10 protein-coding genes are annotated in these 13,909 nt (G+C 70.2%); 1 reads left to right on the top strand and 9 read right to left on the bottom strand.

The features are described 5' to 3' along the window. Positions 1-126: 126 nt before the first annotated feature. From OG230_RS33670 to OG230_RS33645, 6 genes are all read right to left on the bottom strand, one after another. Positions 127-3,999, bottom strand: coding sequence for a S8 family peptidase (locus OG230_RS33670; protein ID WP_328907542.1), 3,873 nt, complete (start codon positions 3,997-3,999; stop codon positions 127-129). A gap of 262 nt (positions 4,000-4,261) precedes the next feature. Further along, on the bottom strand, positions 4,262-5,692 hold the full coding sequence (locus OG230_RS33665) for a cellulose binding domain-containing protein (RefSeq protein ID WP_328907541.1): 1,431 nt from the start codon (positions 5,690-5,692) through the stop codon (positions 4,262-4,264). Positions 5,693-5,706: 14 nt separating this feature from the next. Continuing rightward, positions 5,707-7,323 (bottom strand): beta-N-acetylhexosaminidase, encoded by a 1,617-nt coding sequence (locus OG230_RS33660; protein ID WP_328907540.1) that lies wholly within the window; start codon positions 7,321-7,323, stop codon positions 5,707-5,709. A gap of 43 nt (positions 7,324-7,366) precedes the next feature. Next, a complete protein-coding gene (locus OG230_RS33655; protein ID WP_328907539.1) occupies positions 7,367-8,206 on the bottom strand; it encodes a carbohydrate ABC transporter permease in 840 nt (279 codons plus the stop codon). Beyond that, positions 8,203-9,165, bottom strand: coding sequence for a carbohydrate ABC transporter permease (locus OG230_RS33650; RefSeq protein ID WP_328907538.1), 963 nt, complete (start codon positions 9,163-9,165; stop codon positions 8,203-8,205). The genes OG230_RS33655 and OG230_RS33650 overlap by 4 nt, the downstream gene beginning before the upstream one ends. Before the next feature lies 1 nt (position 9,166). Continuing rightward, the gene (locus tag OG230_RS33645) at positions 9,167-10,444 is read right to left on the bottom strand and encodes an extracellular solute-binding protein (RefSeq protein WP_328907537.1); all 1,278 of its coding nucleotides are present in this window, start codon (positions 10,442-10,444) and stop codon (positions 9,167-9,169) included. Between the two features lie 282 nt (positions 10,445-10,726). On the opposite strand from OG230_RS33645, the gene OG230_RS33640 reads away from it, so the two are divergent. After that, a complete protein-coding gene (locus OG230_RS33640; RefSeq protein ID WP_328907536.1) occupies positions 10,727-11,587 on the top strand; it encodes a GntR family transcriptional regulator in 861 nt (286 codons plus the stop codon). Between the two features lie 104 nt (positions 11,588-11,691). Here the strand turns inward: OG230_RS33640 and OG230_RS33635 are convergent, their stop codons facing one another. The 3 genes from OG230_RS33635 to OG230_RS33625 all read right to left on the bottom strand — a co-directional run bounded on the left by OG230_RS33635 (position 11,692) and on the right by OG230_RS33625 (position 13,784). Then, complete coding sequence (locus OG230_RS33635; protein WP_328907535.1) at positions 11,692-12,084, bottom strand: VOC family protein; 393 nt, start codon at positions 12,082-12,084, stop codon at positions 11,692-11,694. After that, entirely contained in the window at positions 12,081-12,383 is a 303-nt protein-coding gene (locus OG230_RS33630; RefSeq protein WP_328907534.1) for an ArsR/SmtB family transcription factor, read from the bottom strand. Before OG230_RS33630 ends, OG230_RS33635 begins: the two co-directional genes overlap by 4 nt. Positions 12,384-12,509: 126 nt before the next feature. After that, positions 12,510-13,784 carry an MFS transporter gene (locus OG230_RS33625; RefSeq protein ID WP_443051444.1) on the bottom strand — a complete coding sequence of 425 codons (1,275 nt, stop codon included), beginning with the start codon at positions 13,782-13,784 and terminating at the stop codon, positions 12,510-12,512. Positions 13,785-13,909: the final 125 nt, after the last annotated feature.

The following is a 13,909-nucleotide window of genomic DNA, read 5'->3' as shown; positions in this document are numbered from 1 at the left end:
TTGAGTAGGGCCTCGTACAGACATTCCAGTGGCGCGTCAGCGTCACTGACCCCGACGCGCCAGACGAGAGCGAACGGGTCCGGGCGGCGTCATGCGTCGTACGTGCGCGAGGCAGCCGCTACGGGGCTACCTCAACGCGTAGGCGCGGTTGATCGTCTCCACCGTGCGGGCGCCCCTGCGGTCCCAGACCTCCGTCCGCAGCGTCACGTAGCCGTTCGTCGCGGCGCGTTCGGGGTGGTCGACCGTGACCGCGAAGGAGTCCTCGGACGTACGCCGCGTCCCGGCCTCCGTCCATGTCGTTCCGCCGTCGTAGCTGACGGAGACCTTCGCGCCCGCCGGGGCGGTATCGCCTTCCCAGCCACGCGGTCGGGAGGTGCGGACGGTGAAGTCGAACGCGCGACCGGCCGGTGCCTCGTTGAAGAGGTTCAGCGGCATCGCGTAGTCCAGCAGAAGAACGGGCAGCGGCTCGCACCGTGTTGCCCCGGCGACGACGTTCTCGCAGCCCTTGATCGCCGTGGTTCGCGGCGCCTGGGAGCGGAAGCTCCACTCCGTGCGGGTCGAGGGGCCCAGGGTCACCCCGGTGTAGTCGCCGAAGCGCCTGGTGTCCAGGACGACCCGGTAGTCCGCGGCCTCGGGAACCATGAGGTGGGCGAGATCGGTCGCCTTCTCGCCGTCGCGGTAGTACGTCCAGGTGGGCAGCCGCCCGGCGACGATCCCGTGGCCCGGGTCCGCGTCGCCTCCGGAGTTGGCGGTGAAGAAGACGCCGGTGTCCGTTCGGCAGAAGGAACAAGCGAGTTCGGTGTGGGCCGACGGGTGCATCGGGGCGGCGTACCAGTCCTCACGGTAGGTGCGGCCCGGCCGCTCGTACACGGTCTCGGGGCTCACCATCTGCGCCGCGTACGAGGTGTGCGGGGTGACCAACTGCTGGTACCTGACCCGCTTGTCGGCGAGGATGTGGTCGTCGCGTGTGCCGCCCTGGCCGAGCGCCTGACCGGTCTGGAGCGACGGGATGCCGTACGGGCCCCAGGCGTTGAGCATCTCCCAGCCCACACGCCGCACCCCGTCCGCATGGAAGGTGTTGCGGACCGTGACGAAGTCATCGGCAGAGGCCCGCCGCGCCACCTTGGCGGGCAGCGCGCCGGTGTCGTAGTACTGCGCCGAGTACGTGTAACGGGACTCGTGCACGCCCGTGAGCGCCACGGCCACGTCACCCTGCGCGGTGAGCTCGACGAGTCGTCGGCCGTCCTCGTAACCCGCGACGGTGACGGGGATGGTCAGACCGCTGCCGACGAAGCCGGCGCGCGGGCCCTCCCGAGGAGGAACGGCGATGACCGCCTCGGCTCCGGCTTCTGCGGCCCACCGTGCCTGCTCGGTGACTCCGACCAGGTTGTCCGAGGTCACCAGGACCGCCTTGCCTCGCACGTCGGCGGCGGCGATCTCCTCCCGGCTGCCCGCGCCCACGTCCACCAGGCCCAGATTCTTCGTCCCGGAGAATCGCGCGGTGTTGACCGGGGCGCGTACCGCGATGTCCTCGCGCACAGGACGGGTGACAGCCAGCTTCTGGAGCGGCTCGCGCACGGCGACGAAGGTCGAGAGCACGAACTCGCCGGTGTCGGCCTCGCCGCTGGGGATGACTCCGTACTTCTCGTCGGAGGAGCCCTGTACGTCGGTGTAGCCGCGCATCTGGGTCGTCGCGCCGCCGGGAGAGGTGCGCTGCATCGTCAGGGTGACGTGCGATGCCTCCAGGGGCCTCTGCTCGTCGACGACGTCCAGCGCCAGGTCCTTCGCCCGCGCCGCGTCGACGTGGAGCGCCTGTGGCTCGCGGGTGTTGTCGATCTCGGGGAAGGCGAACACGTCGGTGGCGTACTCGACGGTCTCGATACCGGCGGCGTCGTCGGTGATCAGGGTGCCGATGATGGAGTACATGCCCAGCGGCAGCCGCAGACTCAAGCTGTCCCGGCCGCGGAGCCGGTGCCCCGTCACATACGTGTTGTCGAGACCCTGGACCGTCAGCTCGACCATGGAGGGGGTCTTGCCGAGGCGGTCCTTGAAGTCGACGGTCACGGCCCGCCGCGGGGTCTCCTTGATGAAGCCGACCGGGGTGCGGACGGTCCGGCCGTCCGGCGAGGTCGCCGTGAGCGCGCCTGTGTAGCGGCCTGCCGGGACGAGGTTCGGGTCAAGCGTCGCGGTCAGCTCGGCACTGCCACCGGCGGGCACGGTCACGGTGGTGGCCGCGGTGCCGTCGCCCTTGCTCAAGGTGAGGGCGCCGGCGGGGAGAGGCGTTCCTGCGCGTTCCGTGACCGCCAGGTCCAGAGTCAACTCCACGGCTTCGCCGCCCTCGTTGGCGAGCCGGAGCGGCTGGGAGCGCTTCTCGAACGTACCGTCCTGCCACATGACGAGGCCGTAGTCGACCGTGCCGTCGAGCGAGACGTCGGAGTCGAGGGCGGCGGCGATGTCCAGCCGCCCGTATCCCTGCTCGTAGACCGTCTGGCCGCTGATCGGCTTCGCGTGGGAGGTGAGGGCGGCCTTGATCTGCTGCCCGGTCCACTCCGGGTGACGCTGCACCATGATCGCCGCCGCGCCCGCCACGTGCGGGGTGGCCATCGAGGTGCCGTTCATCGCGATGTACTGGGCGTCGACCGGGACTCCGAGGCTCGTGCCCGCGGCGCGGGCCGCCACGATGCCCACGCCCGGTGCGGTGATCTCGGGCTTGATGCCCGCGTCGCCGACCCTGGGGCCGCGGCTGGAGAAGGGCGCCAGCGCGTCGGTGCGGTCCACCGCGCCCACGGTGAGCGCCGAGGGAGCGTTCGCGGGGGTGGCGACGGTCACCTCGTCCGGGCCACTGTTGCCGGCCGCGATGACGAAGAGGGTGCCGGTCGCCGCGCTCAGCGAGTCCACCGCCTCGGTCAGGGGGTCGCGGGCGGCGGTCGCCGCGGCGCCGAGGCTCATGTTGACGACGTCGGCCCCTTCCGACGCCGCCCACTCCATGCCGGCCATGACGTCGGAGAAATCGCCGCCCCCACTGTTGTTGAGGACCTTGCCGACCATCAGATCGGCGGCCGGCGCCACGCCCTTGTACGTTCCACCGGACGCGGCACCGGTCCCCGCGATGGTCGCGGCGACATGCGTGCCGTGGCCGAATCCGTCCTGGACGTCCTCGCCCGGGACGAAGCTCCGGCTGAGGCTCACCCGCCCCGACACGTCGGGGTGGTTCAGATCGATTCCGGAGTCGAGGACGGCGACCTTGGCTCCCTTGCCGTCGAAGCCCGCGGCCCAGGCAGCGGGGGCGCCGACCTGCGCGGTGCTCCGGTCCAGGGTCGCCTTCACCTTGCCGTCGTACCAGAGCCGGGTGATGGCCGGGGCGGTGGACCGCGCCGTCCTCTCCTGCGTCCTGGCCTCGGTTCCGGCCTTGGACCGGACGGCGCGGAAGAAGCGCGCGGCGTCCTCCTTCTCCACGGTCACCGCGGCCATGCCCAGACGGGGCAGTGTCACCTCGCGCCCGCTCGCGGGGAGGCTTTCCGCCGCCGCGCTCCGTTCCGGCGAGCCCGGGCTGCCCGCGTAGGCCACGAGCGCCGGTATCGCGTCGGTGCGCGCATCCGCGCGGCCGTCCTTGAGCAACTGACTGACGTTGAAGAGTTCGGGGTCGACGAGGCCCGAGTCGACCGTGTCGGTGGCGTCCTCGGGATAGACGTAGAGGTCGCCGTCGGCACCGGTCGACGTATGGAAGGCGGTCGGCCGGTCTCCCGCCGAGAAGACGTTCACCGCCTTGACGCGCCCGGCGTCGAGCGTGGTCGTGACGACATCACCCGTGATGAGCGTGACGGAGGAGGTGCGCGTCACGGGCTTCTGCGCCGGGGCGCCGACCACGCCTGTCGCCTCGGGCGGTTTCACCCCGGCGGCGGCGAGGGATCCTGGCGCACTGGCGACCGTGGCCAGCAGGATGCCCGCGACAGCGAGCGTCCTTGGCCAGGGGCGGCCGGTGGTCGGGGATGAGTACACATCAGCTCCGTTGTTGTCGGGGGACGTTGTCGTTCCTGGGGGCGCCCGCTGCGCGTGGCCCTTCGGATCGGGAACGCCTCGGCACGCTAGGCACCCGCCATTACCCGTCAATTACCCGTGCCGTTCCGGAGGACGAGGCACTGATCCGGTGCACGGCCCCGCAGGGTCGGATCCCCTCCCCGACAGCACGGGACCGGGGTGGGTGCCGTGAGGGCACCCACCCCGGTCCGTCTGCGTGTCCGCTGCCGGATCGACTGTCGGGTCAGACTCCGGGCACCGTGTCCTCGAACGTCGTGCCCGCCGTGCGGTATGCAGCGAGCTTGGCGCTCACCTGGGCCGGGGTGAGCACCTGGTCCTTGACGTGCAGGACGTAGTCGACCTGCTGGTCGTACGCGCGCGGCGTGGTGCTCGTCTGGCCCGCGAGGTCGATCAGCCACTGGTTGAAGTAGATCCCCATCGGCCGCTCGGGCAGGTACGTGGCGTCATGGGTGCCGAACAGCTGCCCGTCGACGTAGTACTTGATGCTGCTGCTGTCGATGGTGAAGACGACGTCGTGCCAGCCGGCGAAGCTGGTGCGGGACTCGCTGTGCTGGTTGACAGCCTCCCAGGGATCGGGGCGGTAGGTCTCCCACGAGGTGGTGTAGAGGATGTTGGACGGCTCGCCCCAGCCTCCGTTGGGCAGGTACTCGAAGTCGTACTCCGCGTAGTCGTCGGCCATCGGGGCGGTCAGGTCGTTGAGCGTGAAGAACGTCTGCACCAGGTGGTCGCCGTCGGGGCCCGACTTCGGGGCGTCGGAGAACTTCACCCGGGACGCGTAGGTCCCGTTCTTGAACTTCATGGACTTGGTGAGGAGTTCGGTGTGCTTCGTGGACTGGCCCGTGCCTGCCGTCGAGGTCTCCAGGTTCATGATGGAGTTGCCGCCGGACGAGGCGAAGGTGATGTTCTCGGGGGCCCAGGTGGCGCCCGGGACGCCGGGACCACCGGAGTTGGAGCGGACGTTCCAGCCGTTCGCGGAGATCTTCGGGTCGGTGTGGTTCGTGTAGTTGAAGTCGTCGAAGAGCGTGGCGCCGTCGCCCGGCGGGTCGGTGGGCGGGTCGGTGGGGTCGGGGTCCGGCGTGTTGCCCTCGGGTGCGGTGCCCCATACCGCGGTGCCGCCGAGGGTCGCGGTGACCTTGGTCCAGTCGCCGTACGAGGACTGGCCGGCGCCGAAGGAGTAGTCGTCGCTCTGCTTCAGCGTCTGCCAGGTGGACTGGTAGAACCGCAGCTGCATGTCACCGGTGTCGGCGCCCGCGGCCAGCGAGCCCGCACCCGCGGTGAAGCCGATCTCCAGATAGCGGTCGGCGGTGGCGGTCGGGTGGGCGAGCGTGCCGAACGTACCGGTGATGTTGGCGCAGCCCTCGACCGCCCAGGAGCAGGCGAAACGGTAGGTGGCCGCCGCCGTATCTGACTTGAAGTAGTAGCGGACCTTGACCGTGCTCAACTGCACTGCTGTGCTGCCGGTGTTCTTCACCTTCAGCCACGGCTCGCTCTGGTCGGCGGTGGCGCCCGACGCGCTGGTCCGGTACTGCACGCTGAGCCCGTCCGCGGCTGCGCTGGCGCTGGCCGGCAGGGCGGCGAGTCCGACACAGCAGAGGCCGGCCGCGACGGCGGTGGCCGCTGCGGTGCGTATCCGGTTCCTCGTGATCTGTCTCATCAGGTGTGTTCCTCTCAGGAACGGTGGGGGGTGCTCGGACGTGGTCGTGCTGGCGGTACTGCCGCGGCCGTGCGGGGCCGCGGGGACAGGGGGGACAGCGGGCGGTAGGTGACGCCGAGGCTGTCGAGCCGGGCGGTGTGCGTCCGCAGCCGGTCCATGAAGTCGCTCCAGTCGGCGGCGCCCGACCAGCTGCGGTCGGCCAGCGCGCAGAGCCGGGGGTAGGTGAGGTACTCGATGTGGTCGGGCGTGGTGACGAACTCGGTCCACAGCTGCGCCTGGGCGCCGAGCACCCGCGCGGCCGTCGCCTGCTCCCACGTGTCCGGTGCCGGTTCGTGGGTGTGCACGGCGCGCAGGTCGACGACGGCGCCCGGCTGGGCCGGCGGTTCGCCCGGGTCGTCGGACTGGGGGTAGTCGAGGTACGTGGACAGGTAGTGGGCGTTGACGACCTCGTTGCCGCGCCGGGCCGCGTCGAACGCGTGGGCCGAGTCGCGCCAGGTCATCACGGTGAATTCCGCCGGGAGTTCGGTGCCGGTCTCGGCCCAGCCGACCGGTGTCCGGCCGTGCTCCGCCAATAACGCGCCGATGCGTCCCATGAACCAGCCGTGCAACGCCCGTGGCCCGGGCAGCCCCTCGGCCGCGGCTCGTGCGCGGGCGGCGGGGCTCCGCTCCCACTCGGTGGTGGGGCACTCCTCCCCGCCGACGTGGACGTACGGCGAGTCGAAGACGTCCATGACCTCTTCGAGCACGGTGCGGCAGAAGTCGAGGACCCGGTCGTCGTGGACGGCGAGCACGGTGTCGCACACCCCCCACCGGGTCCACACGTCGAGCGGGCGCCCTGGGTCGTTCCCCAGCCAGGGGTAGGCGGCGAGGGCGGCCCGTACGTGCCCGGGCATCTCGATCTCGGGGACGACGGTGACGCCGCGCGCGGCGGCGTACCCGACCAGGTCCGTCAGCTCGGCCCGGGTGTACGACCCACCGTGCGGACGTCCGTCGTAGAGGTCGCTGCCCGCGGGTCCGGTCATGGACTGGGCCCGGTGGCCCCCGACCTCGGTGAGCCGGGGGTACGCGGGGACGGGCATCCGCCAGCCCTGGTCGTCGGTGAGGTGCAGATGCAGCACGTTGAGCTTGTGCAGGGCGAGCAAGTCGACGTACCGGCGCAGGTACGAGACCGGCTGGTAGTGCCGGGCGACGTCCAGCATCGCTCCGCGCCAGGAGTGGCGCGGCACGTCGGTGATCTCGGCGCAGGGCAGGCGGAGCCGGTCGGTGCGTGCCGGGTTCTCCGACAGGGTTGCGGCGGGCAGGAGTTGGCGCACCGTCTGCATGCCGCGCAGCAGTCCGGTGAGGTTCCCGGCGCGCAGCAGCACGGCGTGGGGGCCGATGGTGAGCCCGTATCCCTCCGCGCCGAGGCCACCGAGCTGCGGGTCGAGGGCGAGGACGAACTGACCGGCGGGCGAGTCGGGCAGCGGCAGTCCGGTGGCCGGGGCGAGGAGGGTGCGGAGCAGTTCGGCGGCGGCCTCGGCGCCGGGTGTGACGCGTACGGCGGTGTCGTGGCCGAGCGTGAAGTGCCCGGGTCTGGGCGAGATCTTGGTGGGGCGGGGAACGAGGTGGAAGTCGGAACGGTGTGCGGGCACGGGTCGGCCTCCGGGGGTCGGGTCGCGTGGGGGTCCGTGGGGGTCAGCCCTTTACGGCGCCGGCGGCGAAGCCGGAGGTCACATGGCGCTGGAGCAGCAGGAAGATCACCAGCGCGGGCAGTGCGAAGAGGGTGGAGGCGGCCATGGTGGCGCCCCAGTCGGTGCCGAAGGTGTTCTGGAAGGAGGACAGCCACACCGGCAGGGTCCGGCTGTCCTGCTGCTTGATGATCAGGAAGTTGGCGTACGCGAACTCGTTCCAGGCGGTGATGTAGCCGAAGAGCGAGGTCGCCATCAGGCCGGGGGCCAGCAGCGGGAAGGCGACCCGGCGGAAGGCGCCGGCCCGGGTGCAGCCGTCGACCTGCGCGGCCTCTTCGAGCTCGGGCGGGATGGTGCCGATGAAGCCGCGCAGGACCACGATGGTGAACGGCAGCGTGATCATGAAGTAGACGAGGGTGAGCGTGGGCAGCCGGTCGAGCATGTCGGTGTCGCGGGAGATGATGTAGATCGGGATGATCAGCGACTCCCAGGGCGCCATCTGCGCGATGAAGACCATCAGCATGAACTGGCTGCGGCCCTTCCATGTCAGCCGGGCCACCGCGAAGGCCGCGCCGAGTGCGACGAGCAGCGCCAGGAGTACGGCCGAGAGGGTCACCAGGATGCTGTTGCGCCAGAAGAGTCCGAAGCCGTCGGCCTGCACCGCCTCGCGGAAGTGGTCGAGCGTCCAGGTGTACGGGATCAGCCGAGGGCTGTCGGACTGGATGTCGCGGGACGGCTTGAACGCGGTGGAGATCATCCAGTAGACGGGGAAGAGACAGACGACGACCGTCACGGCGGCGGCGGCGTTCAGCGGGATCCGGCGGATGCGCGGGCGGGTCACGGTCACTGGAGCTCGTCCTCCTGCTTGAACATCTGGCGGAAGTAGAAGACGAGTACGCCCGACATCAGCACGACGGTGACCATGGAGGCGGCCGAGCCGAGGTCGTAGCGCTGGCTGGAGAGGGCCGTCTGGACGGCGTACACCGGCAGGATCGTGGTGGCGTCGCCGGGGCCACCGCGGGTCATCACCCAGATCTGCACGAACGCCTTGAACGTCCAGATCACTTCGAGCGAGAGGATGAGCATGAAGATCGGCCGGATCATCGGAAAGGTGACGGCGGTGAAGATCTTCCGGGCGGTGGCGCCGTCGAGGCGGGCCGACTCGTACAGCTCGGCGGGGACGGTGGTCAGCGCCGAGTAGAGGGTGATGGCGGCGAAGGGCACCGACTGCCAGACGATCAGCATCACCAGGATGGCGAAGGACGCGGGGCCGTTGGCGAACCAGGGGTAGCGGTCGAAGGAGTCGAAGCCGAGGCTGGTCAACGCCCAGTTGACGATGCCGAATTCGGAGTGGAAGAGCCACTGGAAGACGGTGGTCGCCGCGACGACGGGCATCGCCCAGGCGAGCACGAGGGCGCTGAGCACCGCGGTGCGGCCGAACCGCCCGAGTTGCTCGATCATCAGCGCGACCAGGGTGGAGATCACCAGGATCAGCACCACGCAGATGGCCATGAAGACGAAGGTGCGCCGTACGACCTCCCAGAAGCGGGGGTCGCTCAGGAGCGTCTCGTAGTTTCTGATTCCGACGAACTTGGCGCCGCCCAGGATGAGTTGGCGGAGCCGGAAGTCCTGGAGGGAGATCAGTACGGCGCGTATCAGTGGATAGACGAGCAGGTAGAGCATGCCGAGTACGGCGGGGGCGATCAGTACGTACGGCCAGAGGTTGCGCCGTCCGCGCCGTTCCGCCTCCGGGGCGAGGGGGGTGAGCGGGACGGTGGGGGCCGCCCGCTCCTTGACGCCCGGCATGTCAGGAACCGGAGTTCATCGCGCGGGTGATCTCCTCGGAGGCTTTGGCGCCCGCGCTTCTGGGGTCGGCGCCGGTCAGCACGGCGGTCATGTAGTCCTTGATCGGGTTCTCGGCTTCGACGGCCGCCCAGCCGGGGGTGTTGGGTGTGGCATGGCCGTTGGCCGCGCCGACGGCCATCGCGGCGGCGCCCGGGTCGGCGGAGACGGCACCGGCGAGGGTGGTCTTGTTCGGTACGTAGCTCATGGCGACCGCGAGCTTCTTCTGCCACTCGTCACCGGCGAGTTCCTTGATGAAGGTGACAGCCGCCTCGGGGTTGCCGGCGACGGTGGGTACCACCAGGTCGGAGCCACCGGTGAAGACCGCTCCGGGGGTGTCCGCCGTCTTGCCGGGAATCGGGAAGAAGCCCAGCTTTCCCTTGAGTTCGGGGTTGTTCTCGACGATGGCGTTGGCGAGGCCGGGGCTGGAGATGACCTGGGCGACCTCGCCCTTGGCCATCACCTCGGCCTGCGGGGGCTCGGCCTCGTCGGAGTCCTTGGGCCCCTTGCCGAGTGCCTGCAGCCGCTCGTAGAACTCCATGCCCCGGACGGCCTCGGGGGTGTCCAGGGCACCCTTCCATTGACCACCGGACTCGACGGCGAAGTCGCCGCCCTCGTCCCAGATGAAGCCACCGAGCGCGTACCACATCTGGCCCGGCAGATAGATGCCCTGGTTGCCGCCCTTGTTGAGCTTCCCGGTCGCCTCGATCCACTGGTCACGGGTCGTGATGGCCTTGGCGTCGATGCCGGCGTCCTCGAAGAGGTCGGTGCGGTAGACGACGACGCGGTTGGCCGCGTAGTACGGGATTCCGTACTGCTTGCCCTCGTACGCGCCCGGTTCGGCGAGGCCCTTCAACCAGTCCTTGCCACCCATCCCCTCGACCTCGTCGCTGAGGTCGAGCAGCCCGCCGCTCTCGGCGAACTGGGCGACCTGGGTGTTGCCCGTCTCGATGACGTCGGGCGCGTCGTTACTGGCCAGGGCCGCGGTGACCTTCTGGCCGATGCCGTCCCACTCCTGGATCTGGACCTTGACGTCGATGTCCGGGTGGGCGGCCTCGAAGCCCTTGACGAACTCCGCCTGGAACTCGGCCGAGATGCTGTCGCGCATCAGCCAGACGTCGATGGCCGTCTTTCCGCCGCCGGACGCGCCGGAGCCGCCGTCGGAAGCGTCTGAGGAACTGCAGGCGCCGAGGCCGGCGGTCATCACCAGCGCGGACACAGCCGCAAGCACACGGAACTTCACGATTCACCTCTGAGAGACAGGACCCACAACAGGACCGCACGAGACCCAAGGACCTGACCAGTTGGACTCAGTGGACAGGTGACCTCTTGGTGAGAGATGAAGTTGGCATAGACCACTGTTGGCGTCAAGGCTCCCTGCATCAAAGGGATTTCGGGGATTCACCCGCCTGGTCGGCGTCCCCCACGCCCCCGGCTGCGGTTAGAATCTCCTTGACCAGCAGGCCAGTTGTGGCCGATAACAGAGCAACTGGTCAATCATCATCCGGCTCATGAAGGGCAGTGAATGAACACCGACGCCGACGCCCAAGGAGCGGTGCTCAAGAGGGAGCGGGTCCGCGACGTCATCCTGGAACTGATCGAGTCGCGGCGGCCCGGTGACGCCATCCCCTCGGAGCGCTCGCTGTGCGCCCGGCTCGGCGTTTCACGACCCACCCTGCGCGCCGCCGTCGACGAACTGGTCGCCGCCGGACTGCTCGTACGCGAACACGGGCGCGGCATGTTCGTGGCCCCCGAGAAGATCACCCAGGAGCTCGTCTCCGGCCATCAGACCCTCAGCGTGCCGCAGGCCGCGGGCACCTGGTCGAGCCGCCTGCTCGAATTCACCACGCTCCAGTCCGGCGCCCGGGTGGGCCGCAAACTGCGGATGTCCCCGGCAGCCGAGATCGTCTACATCGCCCGCCTGCGCCTCGTCGACGGCGCGCCGATAGCCATCGAGCACCTGCACATCCCGGCCCTGCTCGTCCCCGGGCTGACCGCCCAGGAGCTGGAGAGCGGCGACCTCTACGACCATCTGCGGGACCAGCACGCGGTGCACGTCCGCGAGGCCGTCCAGGCCATCGAACCCACCGTCGTCACCCAGGCCGAGGCGGCGCTGCTCGATGTGCCCGAACTCTCCCCCGCGCTGCTCTTCGAGCGGCTGACCACCGACTCCGAAGGGCGGCCGGTGGAGTACGTCCACTCGATCTACCGGGGCGACCGCTACCGCATCGTCTCCCGGCTCACCCTCGGCTCGCACCCGGCCGGTGCGTCCGCCGCGGTCCCGCAGCCGCGCGGAGGCCACCACCCGGGCATTCCGCCGGGCGACTTCGCGCACCGCGACCCGATCACCTCCTCCACCCATGGAGACATCCAGTCGGAGCGGTGACGGCGCGGGGCGGGCGCCGATGCCGACGTACCGGCTCCGCCGGCCATCCAGCGGCCCGCCCCCGCGCACGCGTGGCCGGCACGTCGGCGACGGGCGCCGCCCGCCTACTGCGGCTGTGTCGCGATCTGGATCAGGTTGCCGCAGGTGTCGTCGAAGACCGCCGTGGTGACAGGACCCATCTCCAGGGGCTCCTGGGTGAAGCGGACCCCGAGGCCGACCAGGCGCTCGTACTCCGCCCGCACGTCGTCGACGGCGAACTGGGCGAGCGGGATGCCGTCCTTGACGAGCGCGTCGCGGTAGGGCTTGACGACCGGGTGGCCCGCGGGCTCCAGGAGGAGTTCGGTGCCGCCGGGCTCGTCGGGCGACACGACGGTCAGCCAGCGGTCCTTCTCGCCCACCGGGACGTCGTACTTCTTCACGAAGCCGAGGATCTCGGTGTAGAAGTGCAGGGCCTGGGCCTGGTCGTCGACGAAGACGCTGGTCAGACGGATCTTCACGGGGTGCTCTCCTGGGGTCCGGATGTGTCGTGCACGAGCCATCGCTCGGCGATCTGCCGCAGCGGGGCCGTGTTCAGGTCGTGGAACTTGTAGCGACCCTCCCGCCTGGTCTCGACGAGCCCGGCGGTCTCCAGCACGGCGAGGTGCTGGGAGATCGCCTGGCGCGATATCCCGAGCTGGTGCTTCATGCTCAGGCGCGAGCAGATCTCGAACAGTGTCTGCCCGGACTTCTCCGCGAGTTCGTCGAGAATGGTGCGGCGGGTGGCGTCAGCCAAGGCTTTGAAGAGGTCGTCGGCCACCCCTTCAGGATAGGCAACTGTTCACTTGCCTATCAAGCCGACACGCACCGCGCCCCGGGTCCGCCCGCCCGGACTCGTCGTACCCGGCCCTCACGGGGCGCGGCGGACCTCCCCCTGACGCGGGTTTCACCGCGACCGTCCCGACCCCTCGTCCGGGCCGGCGTGGTCCTGGACAGCTCCGTCGGGCCAGGCGAGCCGCCGTGCGTGGTGGGCCCATGCGGCCATGACCACCAGGGTCGCGGTCGCGCCGCCGAGCACCATGACCGTGGACGGCGAGGTGCGGTCCACGACGAGACCGCCCGCCAGCGCCCCGAGCGAGATCGTCGCCTGGAAGGACGCGGTGAACAGCACCGAGGCGGCCTCGGGCGCGTGGGGGGTCGCCTTGGCGAACCAGGTCCGGGACACGACGGGCACGGCACCGTACGCGACGCCCCAGACGATCAGCAGAATCACGGCGCCGACCTGCGAGCGCCCGAGGACCGGCAGGAGCAGGGTGGCCACCGCGATCGCGCCGGCCGCGAGACCGAAGGTGAGACGCGGCCTGCGGGCGACCGACGCACCGCCCAGGAAGGTGCCGACGATGCCCGCGGCGCCGTAGAGCAGCAGGAGGACGGTGATCAGTTCGGGGCTCGCGTGGGTGACCTGGCGCAGGAAGGGGGTCACATAGGTGTACGTCCCGAAGTGGGCCGACACCGCAAGGAAGGTCAGCAGCAACGCGAAGCGGGTGTGCGTGCCGCGGAGCGTGCCGCGCAACACGCTCAGCCGCGTGGCCCGGACCGGGGCGAGCGGGGGCAGGACCAGCACCAGCATGACGAGCACGCCCATGGTCAGGGCGCCCATGACGGCGAATGCCGTGCGCCAGCCGGCCACGTCACCGATGAAGGTCCCGGCCGGCACACCGAGCACGGAGCCCAGCGGAACCGCCGAGAAGATCACGGCGGTCGCCCGGCCGACGGATTCCGCGGGCACCAGGCGTTCGGCCAGTCCGGCCCCGATCGACCAGAAGCCGCCGATGGTGATGCCCACGACGACCCGGGAGACCAGGACGAGCCAGTAGTTCGGCGCCACGGCCGCCAGAAAGTCGGCCGCGGCCAGCAGGAGCATGAAGACGCACAGCATCGGGCGACGGTCGATGCGGGCGGTCGCCACCGTGACGAGCGGCGCGGAGACCGCGGCAAGGAGGCCAGGCATGGTCATCAGCAGTCCGGCCCTCCCGTCGGAGACGGAGAAGCTGGATCCGATCGAGGTGAGCAGACCGATCGGCAGGATCTCGGTCGTGACGATGGAGAAGATTCCCAGCATCACCGAGACCACCGCCAACCAGCCCCTCACGGCCGATCGGGCCGGTGGGCCGATCGGGCCGGATCGTGGGGCGGCGGCGGTCGTGGGTGTGGGGGGCATGAGTTCCGTCCGGTGAAGGGGCTGTTGTGGCTCCCTCAGTTCACAGGCCCTGCCCGGGTGAGGACTGGCGGATCCGCGACGTCACCCACCCGTCGCAAGGGTGACGTCGCGGAACCGCCACCGGG

The organism is Streptomyces sp. NBC_00234 (genome assembly GCF_036195325.1).
Lineage (GTDB): Bacteria > Actinomycetota > Actinomycetes > Streptomycetales > Streptomycetaceae > Streptomyces.
This window is presented reverse-complemented; position numbering and strand designations above follow the sequence as displayed.

Bases quoted from the DNA above. Each gene is read 5' to 3' on its own strand.
- OG230_RS33625 (WP_443051444.1), bottom strand. From the start codon at position 13,784: ATGCCCCCCACACCCACGACCGCCGCCGCCCCACGATCCGGCCCGATC.
- OG230_RS33640 (WP_328907536.1), top strand. From the start codon at position 10,727: ATGAACACCGACGCCGACGCCCAAGGAGCGGTGCTCAAGAGGGAGCGG.
- OG230_RS33650 (WP_328907538.1), bottom strand. From the start codon at position 9,165: ATGCCGGGCGTCAAGGAGCGGGCGGCCCCCACCGTCCCGCTCACCCCC.
- OG230_RS33665 (WP_328907541.1), bottom strand. From the start codon at position 5,692: ATGAGACAGATCACGAGGAACCGGATACGCACCGCAGCGGCCACCGCC.